This window comes from Streptomyces sp. NPDC004610 (assembly GCF_040609715.1).
Classification (GTDB): Bacteria; Actinomycetota; Actinomycetes; order Streptomycetales; family Streptomycetaceae; genus Streptomyces.
Genome location: NZ_JBEXLA010000046.1, coordinates 56,458 through 72,063 on the forward strand (window position 1 = coordinate 56,458; position 15,606 = coordinate 72,063).

Annotated in this window: 9 protein-coding genes; 5 read left to right on the forward strand and 4 right to left on the reverse strand. The window is 73.9% G+C overall.

The window, feature by feature from the left end:
• Window positions 1–353 precede the first annotated feature (353 nt).
• The gene (locus ABZX40_RS36390; RefSeq protein ID WP_355748606.1) at window positions 354–1,781 is read right to left on the reverse strand and encodes an MFS transporter; all 1,428 of its coding nucleotides are present in this window, start codon (window positions 1,779–1,781) and stop codon (window positions 354–356) included.
• Window positions 1,782–2,507: 726 nt separating this feature from the next.
• Here ABZX40_RS36390 and ABZX40_RS36395 point away from each other — a divergent pair.
• Window positions 2,508–4,658, forward strand: coding sequence for an asparagine synthase-related protein (locus tag ABZX40_RS36395; RefSeq protein WP_355748603.1), 2,151 nt, complete (start codon window positions 2,508–2,510; stop codon window positions 4,656–4,658).
• 172 nt (window positions 4,659–4,830) lie between these two features.
• Window positions 4,831–5,319, forward strand: a complete 489-nt coding sequence (locus tag ABZX40_RS36400) for a hypothetical protein (RefSeq protein ID WP_355748600.1) — start codon at window positions 4,831–4,833, stop codon at window positions 5,317–5,319.
• Between the two features lie 14 nt (window positions 5,320–5,333).
• Here the strand turns inward: ABZX40_RS36400 and ABZX40_RS36405 are convergent, their stop codons facing one another.
• The gene (locus ABZX40_RS36405; RefSeq protein WP_355748720.1) at window positions 5,334–7,223 is read right to left on the reverse strand and encodes a sigma-70 family RNA polymerase sigma factor; all 1,890 of its coding nucleotides are present in this window, start codon (window positions 7,221–7,223) and stop codon (window positions 5,334–5,336) included.
• 1,099 nt (window positions 7,224–8,322) lie between these two features.
• Window positions 8,323–9,411 carry a TetR family transcriptional regulator gene (locus tag ABZX40_RS36410; protein WP_355748597.1) on the reverse strand — a complete coding sequence of 363 codons (1,089 nt, stop codon included), beginning with the start codon at window positions 9,409–9,411 and terminating at the stop codon, window positions 8,323–8,325.
• 402 nt (window positions 9,412–9,813) lie between these two features.
• On the opposite strand from ABZX40_RS36410, the gene ABZX40_RS36415 reads away from it, so the two are divergent.
• Complete coding sequence (locus ABZX40_RS36415; RefSeq protein WP_355748594.1) at window positions 9,814–11,193, forward strand: FAD-dependent oxidoreductase; 1,380 nt, start codon at window positions 9,814–9,816, stop codon at window positions 11,191–11,193.
• Window positions 11,194–11,502: 309 nt separating this feature from the next.
• Complete coding sequence (locus ABZX40_RS36420) at window positions 11,503–13,203, forward strand: SpoIIE family protein phosphatase (RefSeq protein WP_355748591.1); 1,701 nt, start codon at window positions 11,503–11,505, stop codon at window positions 13,201–13,203.
• Window positions 13,204–13,231: 28 nt separating this feature from the next.
• On the opposite strand, the gene ABZX40_RS36425 is transcribed toward ABZX40_RS36420, so the two are convergent.
• Window positions 13,232–14,533 (reverse strand): MFS transporter, encoded by a 1,302-nt coding sequence (locus tag ABZX40_RS36425; protein WP_355748588.1) that lies wholly within the window; start codon window positions 14,531–14,533, stop codon window positions 13,232–13,234.
• Between the two features lie 133 nt (window positions 14,534–14,666).
• Between ABZX40_RS36425 and ABZX40_RS36430 the strand changes: the two genes are divergently transcribed.
• Window positions 14,667–15,215: a MarR family transcriptional regulator gene (locus ABZX40_RS36430; RefSeq protein WP_355748585.1), complete on the forward strand. Its 549-nt coding sequence runs from the start codon at window positions 14,667–14,669 to the stop codon at window positions 15,213–15,215.
• Window positions 15,216–15,606: the final 391 nt, after the last annotated feature.

The following is a 15,606-nucleotide window of genomic DNA, read 5'->3' on the forward strand; positions in this document are numbered from 1 at the left end:
CACCTCGATAGTGCACTGCGCCACTGACATCCACTTCAAACCCGACGAGCCCGGACGCCCGGGACCGTGTGCCTTTCGGGGCACTGAAGCAGACCCGCGCTGCGCGAGCGGCGTGCTCTTCGGGACGCGGGGAGGTGCCTGTGCGGTGCGACGCCGGGACGGTCGGTGTGCCTTCGGGGCCAGGAAGAACCTGTGCGCTGCGACGCCGGGACGGCCATCGCCCTCAGGGGCGCTGGGGGTACCCCCTCTGGGGGAGGAACTGCGCGAGAACCCCCACCGGGGGAAAGCCCGCCGACAACCCCACACCCCACAGCCGCCCCGCCCCCGGCCCCGCGCCCACCCCCGAAAAAAACCTACGCCGGCGCCATCATCAACAAAGGCCGAGCCCGCTCCCGCAACTCCACCACCCGCGGCTCATCCCCATACGGCTCCAGCCGATGCAGCAGATCCTTCACATACTCCGTGGTCCGCGCCGAGGAGATCCGCCCCGCGACCTCCACCGCCCGCACCCCCTGCTCGCACGCCGCGTCAAGGTTCCCGGACTCCAGCTCGGCCACCGCCGACACCACGAGCCGTAAACCGTGCGACCGCACGAACTCCTCCGTCGGCCTCGACAGCGCCTGCTCGGTGAACCTCCGCACCTGCCGCGGCGCCTTCAGATCGCGGTAGCACTCCGCGGCGTCCGCGGCGAACCGGTCGTAGGAGTAGAAGCCCAGCCAGGACGGGTCGTTGTCGCCCTCCCGGGACCGCTCCAGCCAGCCCTCCGCCGCCTTGAGCGCGGCCCCGGCCGCCTGGGCGTCCCCGGCGCGCGCGTGCGCGCGGGCCTCGACCAGCCGGAAGAAGCTCATGGTGCGGGCGGTGGCCAGGCCCCGGTTGCGCTCCAGCGCGGCCTGGGCGAGGTCCACACCCTCGTCGCCGAAGCCCCGGTAGGTCGCCTGGAGCGACATCGACGCCAGCACATACCCGCCGAGCGGGACGTCGGCCGCCGCGCGGGCCAGCCGCAGCGCCTGGATGTAGTAGCGCTGGGCGGCCTCCTGCTGGCCGGTGTCGAAGGCCATCCAGCCGGCCAGCCGGGTGAGTTCGGCGCTGGCCCCGAACAGGGCGCGGCCGACCTCGTCGGAGTAGGCGCCGAGCAGCAGCGGGGCGGCCTCCACGCGCAGGCACTCCGGCACCATGGACGAACGCCAGTCGCCGCCTCCGTACTTGGAGTCCCAGCGCCTGGCGTCCTCGGCTGCCTCCCGCAGCTTCTGCACATCGCTGTGGCCGACTTTGAGCGGTGCGCCGGAGCCCTCCGAGGGGTGTGCGTCGCGCGCGACCGAACTGTCGGCCGGGGTTATCAGCCACCGTGAGGCGGGTGTCGCGTAGGCGCTCACCGCGAAGGAACCGGCGAGGGACTGCCAGATGCCGCCGGAGCCGGCCCGGCGTCCGGCGAGGTCGAGGCGGTACAGCTCGGTGGCCGAGCGCACCGCCTGCCCGACGTCGCGCGGGAAGGCGAGGCCCACCTCGGGCGCGGGGTCGGCGTCGGCGAGCCCGATCTCGTGCAGCGGCACCGGGCGGCCGAGTTTCTGGCCGATGGCGGCGGCGATCAGGTGCGGGGCCGCACCCTGCGGCACCATGCCCTTGGAGACCCAGCGGGCCACCGAGGTCTTGTCGTAGCGAAGAGTCAGCCCGCGCTGGGCGCCGAGGTCGTTGACGCGCCGCGCGAGACCCGCGTTGCTGATGCCCGCGAGGGCGAGAACGGCGCCGAGTTTGTCGTTCGGCCCGCGTTGCTCCCTGGACATTGCGCCACCCCTCGACACAGACGGCTGCCGCGCTTGGCATAGGCACGCGGCATTCGTAAACCCAGCGTAGTTCGCCGCATCCCAAGCGTTAAGGGGCCTTTTTCCGGATGGCGGGATTGTGGCCCGTACGGAAGTGCGGGCCGTGCACGGTGCGTTGCGGTGTGCTCCCGGTGTGTGGCCGTGCGCCTGTCCGTGCGCTCTTCTCCGGCCATCGGGGGAGCGGTTCCATGATTCGTGCGTGGGTCGGCCCGCTGTACTGGACCAGTGGGCTGGGGGACACCGCCGCCTTCATCCCCGCGGGCGGCGGAACGGTCCGGGGGGCGGACTTCCGCCTCCCGGGCTGCGCGCCGCCGGGCGGTGCGCAGAGCATTGACGGAGCGTGGCCAAAGCCGCTCCCCGGGCGTTCCCGAGTTTTTCACATGCCCGTGATTTGGCTGAAAATCATCCCTGTGCGCCTCCCCTGATCACCCCTCCCACCATACGAATTGACGGCGCGTTGGGTGCTTTGGGGGCGTGTTGTGGGGGCGCATTCGAGTCGAAGTGACCAGCTTCCGCCCGCGTGTTCGGTCGGATAACGCCCCGCGCGCGAGGACGTGTTCCTCGGTGGTTCGCCGGTCATCTCCCCTTGACGAGCGGCTCCGTCGCCCCGCCACTTCGCGTTCTTCGTGGCAGCATGGGGACCGGTTCGTGCGGTGCACTGGTTGTCCACAGCCTGTGGAGGCTTCGATGCGGTGGTTGGTGGGATGGAGCAGCGCCGCCACGCCGGCCATGGGTGGCGGTTCCACCGGCTCCACCGGCCCTGACGGCTCCACCGGTTCCACCGGCTCCGCGGGCGCCACCGGCCCCGACGGCGAGACCCTGCACCCGGTGGGCTCCCAACTCCTGTGGGGCGACCCCGATCCGCTGTGGGCGGTCGGCGACTGGCGTCCCGACGAGGTCCGGGTGGTCTCCGCCGACGCACAGACCCGGATCGCCGTCCTCGGCACCTGCGCCGCCTCCGACGAGGAACTGCGGGTCGCCCTGTTCGCCGCCCGCGGGGGCGCCCTGCGCCATCTCACCGCCTGGCCCGGCAGCTACACCGCCGTCGTCCAGGCCGGCCGCCGCCTCACCGTCTGCGGCGACCTCGCGGGCGCCCGGCCTGTCTTCCACACCCCCTGGTCGGGCGGCACCGCCTACGCCACCGCCGCGCTCCCGCTCGCCGACCTCATCGAGGCCAACCTCGACTTCGGCCATCTCGCCGCGCTGCTCGCCGCCCCCGACGTCCCGGCCGCCCTGCACGACTCCACGCCCTACGACGGCGTCCGACGCGTCCCACCCGGACACGCGCTGATCCTGCGCGCGGGCGCGCGCGAGATCGCCGGGTACGAACCGGTGGCCTCCCTCGCCGTGGCCGCGCCGCCCGCCGACCCCGACAGCGCGGTGGATGCCGTACGGGACGCCCTGGTGGATGCCGTACGCGCCCGGCTGGCCGCGCCCCGGCACGTCCCCGGCGCGGGCATCGACCCCGGCCCGGTGCCCGGTATGGGGCCCGCCGAACGGCGTGCCGCGCGCGGGATGCCGGTTCCCGGGATCGGCGCCGACCTCTCCGGCGGCCCCGCCTCCGCCACCCTCGCCCTCCTCGCCGCCGGTCTGCCCGGCAACCCCGGCACCGTCCTGGGCCACGGCACGGGCGCGGGCGAGCGGCTCCTCGCGGTCACCTTCAACGACCTGGCCGTCTCCGGCCGCGAGGCCGAGGTGCAGCGGGCCGGTGAGCTGGCCGCCAACCCGCGCCTGCACCACGTGGTCGTCGCGGGCGGCGAGGAGACCCTCCCGTACGCCGACCTGGAGGGCCCGCTCACCGACGAACCCGGCGTGTCCCTGGTGTCGGCCGCCCGGCACCGGGCCCGTCTCGCGGCGGGCAGCGCCGACCACTTCACCGGCTACGGCGCCCGCCAGGTCCTGGACGCGCACCCGGCCCGCCTCGCCGACCTCCTCCTGGACCGCAAACGCCGCCATCTGGTCCGCCCGGTGGCGGCCCTGGCCAGGGCCGAGGGCTCGGTACTGGTCCCCCCGCGCGTGTACGGCGCGGCCCGCCGCCTCGCCCGCACCCCCTACCGCAGCGGCGTCGACGGCCTTGCCGACCGCCTCATGGACCGCCGCTTCGACGAGCCCGGCGGCGCGGTCGGCGCCTCGCTCGCCGCGCTCACCTGGGCGAGACCCGGCCCGGCGGCCCGCTGGCTGACCGGGGAAGCACTGGCTGAAGTATCGGTTCGCCTGCACAGCGAGCCCGGCCGTTCCGGCGTCATGGGCCCCGGCCAGCGCCCCGGCGACTTCCGCGCGCGGGCCGCCCTCGCCCGCCACGCCGCCGACCTCCGCGTCCTGGAGCAGGCCGCCGAGATCCGCTTCCAGCGCCTGCACACCCCGTTCCTCGACAACCAGGTCGTCCGCGCCTGCCGGGCCCTGCCCGAGGCCCTGCGCGTCCAGCCCGGCGCCCGAGCCGCCATCCTGCGGACGGTCCTCAAGGGCGCCGGCGTCGCCGACCTCCCGCCCGGCTGGGGCGCCCCGTCCCACGCCCCCACGGCCGCCGCCGCCCGCACCGGCCTGCGGGTCTCCCTCCCCCACCTCATCGACCTCTTCGAGACGCCGCTCCTCGCCGAGGCGGGCCTGGTCGAAGCCCGCGTCGTCCGCAAGGCCCTGCGGGCGAGCGCCGAGGGCGAACCCCTCCCGGTCGACGGCCTCGCCCACCTCGTCTCCCTGGAACTCTGGCTCCGCCGCCTCCTCTCCCGCCGAGGCACCTGCTGGACCGGCACCCCGGCCCGCACCCGAGCGGTCCCATCCGGCATCACCCCCCAAAGAGGAGCCCTGAACACCCCCAACACCCCGGCCCGCCGCTCCTGACCAACAGCCTCCAAGGGCCGCGGGGAACAGCGCACCCGCCCTCACAGCCGCCCCGCTCAGAGGCGCGGCCCTCCTGGACGAGGCGACGGACGCCGCGGACCGCCATGGCGTCCCGGACTCCCGGGCCCATGTCGCCCTGCTCCGCTCCTATCTGGCGCTCCAGGACGGGGATGTGCCCGGCGCCCGCACGCGGTGCGGCACGGCCCGGGAACAGTCCGCGCTCGGCAGCCCGCCCCCGCATTTCACGGCCGCGCTGGACGGCATGGACGCCCTGATCACAGCCGCCGAGTCCGGCCCGGAGCACGGTCTGCCCCTGCTGGCCGAGGCGCTGGCGTGGGCGGTGGCGCAGGGCTGCCCGGAGCAGACGGTGGTCGGCCTGGTGGACAGCGTGGCGGAACTCCTCACCCGCCTCGGCGACCTCCCGCGCGCGGCCCGGCTGCTCGGCGCCGCCGACCGGCTGCTCGGCGACCTGGTCCGCCTCCCGCCCGAGCGGCAGGAGACCGAGCACAGAAACACCGCGCTCCGCACGGCACTCGGCCCGGCGGTCCACACCGCCGAGCGCACCCGGGGCGAGCGCCTCACCTCCGACGGCCTCGTCCGCGAACTCCACGAGGCCGCCCGCACCCACGCCCCCCGGCCCCCCGCCGAGCCCTCACCCTGACCCCGGTCCCTCCCCTACACACAGGTGAACCGCGACTGCGCCCAGTCCACCGGCAGCAACCGGTCGAAGTGCGCATGCGGCTCCACGACCAGCCGTACGGTGTCGTACCCGGCGAGATTCACCCGTACGGGGACCGCCGGGTCACCGCCCTTGACCGGGGCCGACTTCCACAGGCGCACCCCGTCGCCGTAGACGGAGAAGGAGACCTTGCCGAGGGTCAGGGTCATGTCGTCCACGCCGACATGGGCGTCGTAGGCGGAGCAGGCGCGGTTGAGGTCGATGGTGACGGAGGAGGAGCCATGGACCGTGACGCCGGGGGAGTAGGTCCGGCCGCCGATGGACAGCGTGGTGCGCTGCCACACCCAGCTGCTCTCCGCGATCCGCATCTCGGGTGCGGAGCCGTCGCCGTTGATGTCGTACGCCAGCTCGCTCCACTGGTAGACGACCGGTGCGGGGGGAGGCGGCGGGGGAGTCGGGGTCGGCGTGGGGGTGGGCGTGGGGGTCGGTGTCGGGGTGGGTGTGCGGGGCGGGGTGGGGGTCGGACTCGGGGTGCGTGTCGGTGAGGTCGACGGGGTCGGTGTCGGGGTGGGGGTGGGCGTGGGGGCCGGTGCCGGGGCCGCCGGGGGAGGCGGGGGCGGGGTCCGGGACGGGGTGGGGCGCGGTGCGGGCGGGTTGGGCTGGGCGGCCGGCGCCGAGGCCGGTGGCCGTGCGTCGGGCTTCGGGGGTTCGCTGTCGTCCCCGGCCAGGGCCAGCGCCACCGCCGCGACGGCCACCGCCACCACCCCGGCCGCGATCCCGGCCTTGACGGGGGTGCTCGCGCCCTCGGCGGCGGCACCGCTCCCGGCGCCGGAGCCGTTCGCCGCCGCGGCGGCCCCGCCCACACCCGCGGCGCCGACCCCGGCCCCACCGGCGATGAGCCCGGCCGCCTTCGCGTACCCGGCGGCCCCGAACCAGCCGATGACGGCCAGCGGCACGACCGCCGGGATACCCCCGGCGACCTCCTCGATCTGCGCCGCGGCCAGCCGGCACTTGGCGCACTCCTCCAGATGCTTGCGCAGCCCGCGTTCGGCGCGGGTCCGGAGCTTGCGCCGGGCGTAGGTGCCGAGCTGGTCGGCATAGCGGGCACACGCCTCGTCCCCGACCAGGGTCGCGCTGACATGCGCCTGGAGATACGCCTGCTTCAGCCCCTCGCGGGCCCGGCTGGCGAGCACCCGGGTGCCGTTGGCGTCCAGCCCGAAGAGGGTGGCGACGTCGCTGGGGGACTCCTCCTCGACCTCGGTGTGCCACAGCACGGCCTGCCAGCGCTCGGGCAGCGAGCGGAAGGCGCGCATGGCCATCGACTGCTCGGCCTCGTGCATCGCCCTGACGTCCGCGCCGAGTTCCAGGGTGTCGTCGGCGGACACCTCCGAGGCACGGGCGGCCTGCGCGGCGAACACCGCGAAGTCGTCCACCAGGTGCTCCCGCCGGGCGGAGCTGGTCCAGTTCGCGGCGACCCGGCGGACACTGGTCAGCAGATAGGCGCGGACGGCGTACTCGGGACCGGAGCCGCCGCGTACCGCCTGGAGCATCCGGGCGAACACCTCGGCGGTGAGGTCGTCGGCGGTGTGCCCGTCCCGGCAGCAGGTCAGCGCGTAGCGGCGGACGGCGGCGGCATGGCGCCGGTACAGCTCCTCGTAGGCGGTGTCGTCCCCGGACCGCATCCGGCCGATCAGCTCGGCGTCGTCGGGCGGCAGCTCGCGCGGCGGCGGCAGCACACCGTCGTCCCGCCGGTCGCGCCACTCCCGCTGCGGGGGGACGCTCCCCTCGCCGTCGGGCTCCCCGCCCTGCGCCGGAACGGCCGGGCCGCTCCGCTCGCTCCACTCCAGAAACGTCCCTGCGCCCGAATTCCGGCCCTGCGCGGGAATCTCCGCCCCGCCCGTGGGCTCCCCGCCCTGCGCCGGAACGGTGGGATCCGAGGGGGCGGCGCCGGACGCGTCCGCTCCGGTGCCGGGCCCTGCGGCGGGCTCCGCCCCTGACCCTGCGGCGGGCTCCGCCCCGGGCCCTGCGGCTGGGCCCGCCCACGACCCTGGTGCTGGCCCCGCCCCAGACCCTGCTGCGGGCCGCCCCGCCCCCGACCCGGCGGCGGGCTCCGCCCCCGACCTTGCCGCAGGTCCCGGGCCCTGTCCCCTGGCGGGCCCAACGGCCCCTCCCCCGGTAGGCCCCTCGGTAGGCCCCCCGGCGGGTCCAGCGACGGGTCCCCCGGCGGGTCCAGTGGCGGGTCCAGCGACGGGCCCCCCGGCGGGTCCAGCGGCCGGCCCCCGCGTAGACCCCCCGGCGGGACCCGCGCCCGGCCCGTTGCCCGCGGCCCGGCTTCCCTGGCTGGGGACCTGCGGAGTGGTTCCGCCGCCGGTGCCCGCGTCGCCGTCACCGAGTGACTCGTCGCGCCCGTCAACGCTCATCGCGGAAAGCCCCCGCCGCCTGCCCAACCAGTCCCGAACACCGGGTCAGAGTGCCACACCGACTTTTCGTCAGTAACCCGCGCTCGTGACCATCCACTCGTCCGAGGGGACTTGCGGAGCCGCCCGTATGGGACCTCGCCACCTGGGGGAAGTCTCAACAATCATAGATTTCAAGGGAGTTGAGACCCTCGCCGGAAATGCCCGAAACGACGGAAGGGGCACGAGCGTACGAACACCCGCACCCCACAACCGCCCTCGAACACGTCAAGGAGGCACCCGAATTCCAGCCAACTGTGCGCGGGGAGCGCGGAGAGGGGCGCGGGCGTGCGGGTGGGGACTGACCGCGCAGTTCCTCCCCCGAAGGGAGTACCCCGGCACCCCCGAGAACAGGGCGCCGCCTCCGCATGGCCGTACCCCGAGAGCAGAGCGCCGCCCCGCATGGCCGCACCCCCGAAAGCAGCGCCCCGCCCCCGCATGGCCCAAGCGCGGAAACCGCCCCCGACCCATCAGCGGTACGAAACGCCCCGCACCCCTCCCCACCACCCCTCAGCCGGCCCCCCCACGCTCACGCGGGCCGGGACCGAAGCCCCTCCAGCAGGATGTCCAGCAGCCGAGCCGACGCCGCCGCCTGCTGCGCGGCATCCGGCAGGGACGGTGCCGCCGTGGCGATGACCAGCAGGACATCGGAGACGGAGACGTCCGGCCGCAGCTCGCCCGCCGCGCGCGCCCGGTCGACCAACTGGCCGACGACTTCGAGCAGCGCTGCCGCCCCCGTGTCGTCCACGACCGACCCCGAACCCGAACCCGAGCCCGGCACCGATCCCGAGACCCCACCCGGCACAGACCCCCCGGCCGACGCCCCGCCACCGAGCGAACCCCCCACCGGAGACCCATCGGAAAGCGCACCCCCGGCCAGCACCCCACCACCGAGCGACCCCGCGACCGACGCCCCTCCGACCGACGCCCCTCCGACCGACGACCCCCCGGCCAGGGACGAACCCCCGGTCAGGGACCCCCCACCCAGGGACGCCCCTCCAACCGAAGCCCCTCCCGACTCCTCCCCCACCAACCGAAGCTCCCCCGCCCCCGGCTGCACCCGCTGGGCCGGTACCCGCGCCTCGTCCGCCCCGTCGTCCTCGGGGACGCCGACCCGCAGGACCTGCGGCGGCAGCAGCCGCCCCGCGCCCGAGGCGACCGATGTCCGCAGGAAGCGGGACAGGGCCGACCACGGCTCCTCCTCCTGCCCGAGCGCCGCACGGGCCTGGTCGGTGAGCCGGGAGGTCTCCTCCTCGGCTATCCGCCGGACCAGGACGTCCTTGCTCGGGAACCGCCGGTAGACCGTGCCGACCCCGACCCGGGCGCGCCGCGCCACGTCCTCCATCGGCGCGCCGTACCCCAGCTCGCCGAAGACCTCGCGCGCGGCCCGCAGCACGTGCTCCAGATTGCGCTGTGCGTCCACCCGCAGCGGTGTGGAGCGCGGCTCGTCGCCCCGCCCGCCGCCCGCCGCGGAACCCAGCGGACCCAGGGAGCCGAGCGACCCCGAGGGGCCCATCGAGCCCGCCGGTCCCGCCGTACCCACGGATCCTGCCGGTCCTGCCGGTCCCGTCGGTGCGATGGCCGACGCGGATGACCAATGAGAGTCCTGAACATGCATATGATTTCCCCCGGTAAACGACGTCTCCCCCCGGAGACGCTCCCCGCCATTGGATACCGGAGCGCGGCGAACGACCCCCCACTTCGGCCCAAGTGGCGAGATCCTGACGGACCCCGGACCTCCCGGACCCGTGGGCACATCCCCCTTACACCCCGTCGACACACGAACATAGTTGAGCGGGAGTCAATACAGAAGGGGCAGGTTCCGCACGGAGCGCCCCCCGATCGGACCACGGGCCGCAAACGTCCCGGTTACGCCCGCTTCCCCCACCCCGCGCACCCCCACTGACCTGCGTATCCGCCCCTGCACTCCGGCAATCCGGCCAACCTGGGGCAGGTCCGGCCTCCGGTCACACAAATTGCCGGGGCTGTGGACAAACGGCCGTGCCCGGTGCGTCATGGGATGGTGAAGGAACGTGCGCGCATTCTCGTTGTCGGCGGCGGCTACGTCGGGATGTACACGGCCCTGCGCCTGAAGCGGCGGCTGAAACCGGAACTCAGGCGGGGCGAGGCCGAGATCACCGTGGTCACACCCGACCCGTACATGACCTACCAGCCCTTCCTTCCCGAGGCCGCGGCGGGCTCGATCTCGCCCCGCCATGTCGTCGTCCCGCTGCGCCGGGTGCTCCCCGGCTGCCGGATCGTCGTCGGCGAGGTCGCCGCCGTCGACCACAGCAAGCGCACCGCCACCCTCACCACCCTCGCCACCGAGGAGGAGGGCACCGGCCCCCGCCTGCTGCCGTACGACGAGATCGTCCTCGCGCCCGGTTCGATCGCCCGGACCCTGCCCATCCCGGGCCTCGCCGAGCACGGCATCGGATTCAAGACCGTCGAAGAGGCCATCGGCCTGCGCAACCATGTCATCGAGCAGATGGACATCGCCTCCTCCACCCGCGACCCCGCGATCCGGGACGCCGCCCTGACCTTCGTCTTCGTCGGCGGCGGCTACGCGGGCGTCGAGGCGCTCGGCGAGCTGGAGGACATGGCCCGCTACACCGCGCGGTACTACCACAACGTCAAGCCCGAGGACATGAAGTGGATCCTGGTCGAGGCCACCGACCGGATCCTGCCCGAGGTCGGCCCCGACATGGGCCGCTACACCGTCGCCGAACTGCGCCGCCGCAACATCCAGGTGCTCCTGGAGACCCGCCTGGAGTCGTGCGCCGACCGCGTCGCCGTCCTCAGCGACGGACAGCGCTTCCCGACCCGTACGGTCGTCTGGACCGCCGGGGTCAGACCGCACCCGCTGCTCGCCGCCACCGACCTCCCCCTCACCGACCGCGGCCGGCTGCGCTGCACCGCCGAACTGGCCGTCGAGGGCACCGCGCACGCCTGGGCCGCCGGTGACGCCGCCGCCGTCCCCGACATCACCGCCGAGGAACCGGGCACCCTGTGCGCCCCCAACGCCCAGCACGCCGTGCGCCAGGCCAGGGTCCTGGGCGACAACCTCGTCCACACCCTGCGCGGCGAGCCCCTGGAGACCTACGCCCACCGGTACGCCGGCTCCGTCGCCTCCCTCGGTCTGCACAAGGGCGTCGCCCAGATCTACGGCCGCCGCCTGAAGGGCTGGCCCGCCTGGTTCATGCACCGCACCTACCACCTCAGCCGCGTACCGACCTTCAACCGCAAGGCCCGTGTCCTGGCCGAATGGACCCTGGCCGGACTCTTCAAGCGGGAGATCGTCTCCCTCGGCTCGCTCGAACATCCCCGGGCGGAGTTCGAACTCGCGGCCGGTGGAAAGGCTGTGGACGACCCCACGGACGACCCGAAGGGGTCGAACTGACCGGTCACCGGAACTTCGCGCCACACCCCGGCGTCTGACGGATGTCGACCGGTCGGCCACACTGCCAGACTGGTCCCCCGGACCGGTTCCACCGGACCGGCTCCCCGGACCGGCTCCACCCGACCGCTCACCGGTCCCGGGCGGGCCGCCACCCCGCCCGACACCCACGAGGCTGTTTCCCCAGTGAGGCATCTCCCACCAGCCCGGATCCCACAGGCCCGGACACGGCGCGGCCACCGCCGCGCGACCACCGGGGACACGGGCCGGAACCGGAGCCGGCCGCCGACGACTAACACGAGGCAAGGATTCGTGAACTTCACGCGCTGGAGCGCCCGGCTCCCCGGAACACAGCGCCGCGCCGCAGCGCGCGCCGAGCACGCCGCACCCCAGGACCGCGCCCCCGACGGCAGAGAGACCCCCGAGCCGAGAGCCACCCGCGAGGGACGTGAGGGCACCGGCTCGGTCCCCGCCGCCCGCGCCGAGCAGCTCACCGACGACCTCCTCGCCGCCGCCCCCGCCGTCGACGACCTCCCGGTACGCGATGTCCTGGACCGCGTCCCCGCCCTCGTCGCCCTCGTCCACGGCCCCGACCACCGCCTCGGCTACGTCAACGACGCCTACGCCACCGCCTTCGGCACCCGCGCCCTCGGCCACCCGGCCGGTGACGCCCTGCCCGAGCTGCGCGAGCTCGGCCTCCTCCCGCTCCTCGACCAGGTCCTGCGCAGCAAGAAGCCCCGTACCGTCAAGTCCCGCAAGGCCCCCGACGGCCGCTGCTACACCTTCTGCTGCACCCCGGTCGGCCAGGACGACGGCGGCGAGGAGGGCGTCCTGGTCTTCGCCACCGATGTCACCGACCACGCCGAGGCCGCCGAACGCCTGCGCGCCGCCGAGCGCCGCCAGCGCGAGACCGCCGTCACCCTCCAGCGCTCCCTGCTCCCCCAGGAACTCGAACAGCCCGACGACCTCCGCATCGCCGCCACCTACCAGCCCGGCGGCACCGAGGCCGCGGTCGGCGGCGACTGGTACGACGTCATCACCCTCGGCGGCGGCCGTACCGCCCTGGTCATCGGCGATGTCATGGGCCGGGGCGTCCGCGCCGCCGCGATCATGGGCCAGCTGCGCACGGCGGTCAGGGCCTACGCCCGCCTGGACCTGCCCCCGCACGAGGTGCTCCAGCTCCTGGACGGCCTGGCCGCCGAGATCGACGCCAACCAGATCGCCACCTGCGTCTATGCCATCCACGACCCCAACGAGGGCCGGCTGGTGTACGCCTCGGCCGGGCATCTCCCGATCCTGGTCCGCGACGAGTCGGGCGCGGTGCTCCGGGCCGACGAACCCACCGGCCCGCCGCTCGGCACCGGCGGCTGGATGCACTCCTCCGGCACGATCCCGCTCGGCCCCGGCTCCACCGCCGTCCTCTACACCGACGGCCTGGTGGAACGCCGGGACGCCGACCTGGACGAGGGCATCGAGGCGCTGGAGCGCGCCCTCGCCGGTGCCACCGGCACCCCCCAGGTCATCTGCGACCGCCTGCTGCGCTCGGCCGGCGTCACCGCCGACCACGACGACGATGTCGCCGTCCTGGTCCTCCAGCACCCGGCCCGCAACGGCCCCGACGGCGACCTCTTCCGCAACGCCGCCCTCGAACTGCTGGGCGGTGTGGAGGCGGCCCCGCGCGCCCGCGCCTTCGCCTCCGGCGTCCTGACCAGCTGGCGCTTCCCGATCGAGCTGCACGACGCCGGAGTCCTCGCGGCCAGCGAACTCGTCGCCAACTCCCTCCAGCACGGCATCCCGCCGATGCGGCTGAGACTCCGCCGCACCGACCGCCGCCTGATCGTCGAGGTCACCGACGGCGACGACCACCTCCCGCGCCGCCGCCGCGCCGAACCGGGCGACGAGTCCGGCCGCGGCATCGCCATCGTCGCGACCATCGCCACCAACTGGGGCAGCCGCCGCACCCCGGGCGGCGGCAAGGCGGTGTGGTGCGAGTTCGCCCTCCCGGTGGGCTGACGCGCCGCAGCGCGGGCCGGGCCGGACCTCACGCCCCGGCCCGCACCCCCGCCGCCTCCGGAACCGCCTCGACGGCCCCGCCCCGCCGCACCACCTGGCTCCGCGCCAGCCACGGCTGGTCCTGCTCCACCGTCAACCGCCGCCCGAGCCGCACCGCCAGCACACTGATCCCCAGCGAGAACAAGAAGAACGTCACCACATACGGCCCGTGCAGCGCCGCCCCCATGGGCCCGCCGATCGCCGGCCCGAGCGCCAGCGCCAACTGCTTGACCAGCGCGAACGCCGAGTTGTACTGCCCGGCCAGCCCCTCCGGCGCCAGATCCGCCACCAGCGGGGCCACCGTCGGCGACAGCATCGCCTCGCCCAGCCCGAACAGCGCGTAGGTGGAGACGAAGGCCGCGGTCGCCATCGCCTGGCTCCCGCCCCCCAGCCCCGCGTACGCCGCCGCGATCCAGGCCACCGCCCAGATCAGCCCGACAGCCGCGATCACCCGGGACCGCCGACGCCGCTCCACGAACCTCAGCACCACGAACTGCGCCACCACGATCACCGCCGTGTTCGCCGCCAGCGCCGTCCCCAGCGCCGACGTGGAGATCCCGGCGGCCTCCACCCCGTACGCGGCGAGCCCGGACTCGAACTGTCCGTAGCAGGCGAAGAACAGGACGAAGCCCAGCACGCTCAGCTGCACCATCGCCCGGTTCCCGAGCAGTTGTCTCCAGCCGCCCTTCGCCGACACCGCCGCCGCCCCCGGCACCCGCGCGGCCCGCGGCATCCGCACCGACGCCATCACCGCGACCAGCACCAGGAACATCGCCGCCTCGATCGAGAACAGCAGCGTGAACGACGACACACGCGTCGCGTCCACGAGATGCCCGCCGATGAGCCCACCGACGCCCAGCCCCAGGTTCTGGAGGAAGAACTGCGTCGCGAACGCCCGCGACCGGGTCTCCGCGACCGACACATCCACGATCATCGTGGCCAGCGCCGGCTGCATCACGGCCTGCCCGGCCCCCAGCGCCGCCGCCGACAGCAGCACCGCCGGAGCGTTCGCCGCCAGCCCCAGACTCAGTGCCCCGACCGCCGCGGTGACCAGAGCGACGAGCAGCACCGGCAGCGGCCCCCGCCGGACGATGGCCCGCCCGGCGAACGGCAGGACGACGAGCGCGGCCACCGCGAAGACGGCGAGCACCATCCCCGCCGTCGTGGCACCGAGCCCTCTGACCTGCGCCACATAGACGTACAGGTAGGGGACGGTGAAACCGAGTCCGAACGCGCTGAGTGCGTTGCCCACGTGGATCCGGCGCATCGCGGCGCCCATTGCCCTGGTCACGTTCACCCTCTCTCAAGTAGTCGGGAAGTCGGCCCCGGACATGAGAACCAAAGACTTCGAAGATAAATTTCAAAGCTAAAGACTACACAGAGAAGGACTTCAAAGCCAAGCGATCCCATGCGATACTGCGGCCATGGCCGACAGCCCCGGCGACCACGAGCCGACCCTCGACGAACAGATCGCCGCCTACCAGCGCGAGTTCCAGGACCTCGACCCCCAGGTGGAGAAGATCGTCTCGGCCCTGTCCCGCCTCAACCGCCGGATGAACGTCGCCTACGGCCGCCAGACCTCGGCCCTCGGTATCGGCAACACCGACTGGGAGGTCCTCAAGGCCCTCGTCCTGTCCGGCAGCCCGTACCGTCTCGGCCCGAGTGACCTCGCCAAGCGCCTCGGCCTCACGCCGGCCGCGATGACCCACCGGATCGACCGCATGGTGGGCGAGGGCCTGGTCACCCGGGAGCGCGACGAGTCCAACCGGGTCCGGGTCATCGTCGAGCTGACGCCCGAGGGCCGCGCGAAGTGGCTGGAGGCCATGCGCCTCGCCTCCGGTTTCGAGGAGGACCTCCTCCAGGACCTCACCCACGTCGAGCGCACGGCCCTCGGCGATGTCCTCACCCGCCTCCTGCGCCGGGTGGAGCACGCCCAGCCGGACGCTGGGGGCCGCCTCAGCGACCTGGACTGAGACCCGCCGTAAAAGATCTTGACAGGCAGCGCTTGACAGCCCCCTGCCCGATCCGTAATGTTCTCCGGGTTGCCGCGGAGCCGTAACGGTTCTGCGACAGCACCTCCCGCCGCGTAAGCGGCAACCCAAACCATCAGCACGATCTCCCGGACGGGTTGATTTCGGCGTGCCCGAATTCAATTCGCTTGTGGACTCGGCCCCCCGATTGGGAATCGCCGAGAGCATCCGCTAAGGTTTGAAACGTCGGAAGGGCCGAACAGCCGGGAAGACAAACCCCGCTGACTGGGGATCAGGTCGAGAAAAGGATCTGATAGAGTCGGAGACACGAAGGGAAGCGCCCGGAGGAAAGCCCGAGAGGGTGAGTACAAAGGAAGCGTCCGTTCCTTGAGAA